Source organism: Leifsonia sp. SIMBA_070 (genome assembly GCF_046534635.1).
Lineage (GTDB): Bacteria > Actinomycetota > Actinomycetes > Actinomycetales > Microbacteriaceae > Leifsonia.
This window is the reverse complement of record NZ_JAWRYK010000190.1, coordinates 1-278: the sequence shown is the minus strand read 5'-3', so window position 1 is coordinate 278 and position 278 is coordinate 1. Positions and strand designations below refer to the sequence as shown.

Sequence of the window (278 nt, the reverse complement as noted above, 5' to 3'; positions counted from 1 at the left end):
CTCTCCTGCAGCTCTCCAGTTCGTCCAGAGGTCAGACTCCACATGTAGCTACGGCTGTCAAAGCTGCCAAGCAGTGCTTTATACAGCTCGACTTCTCCGATGATGCCTTTTTCAAAGGCACGCAATCTTTCCTCCAGCGAAATGGAGGAGCTTTCGCGCGTTGTATCGACCATCTGATCAAAGGCAAAGGCTGTATGATAAAATGCTTGGAATGATTCATCATCATGGACGCGGGTGCGCGCCATACTGAGCCAAGGCTGTGTCACCAGCTCAAATAC

The 278-nt window shown here is 50.7% G+C and carries 1 protein-coding gene; it reads right to left on the bottom strand.

The window, feature by feature from the left end; genetic code table 11:
- The coding region (locus SB754_RS19965; RefSeq protein ID WP_410784118.1) for a hypothetical protein at nt 1-245 on the bottom strand (245 nt) is incomplete at its 3' end.
- Between the last annotated feature and the right edge of the window lie 33 nt (nt 246-278).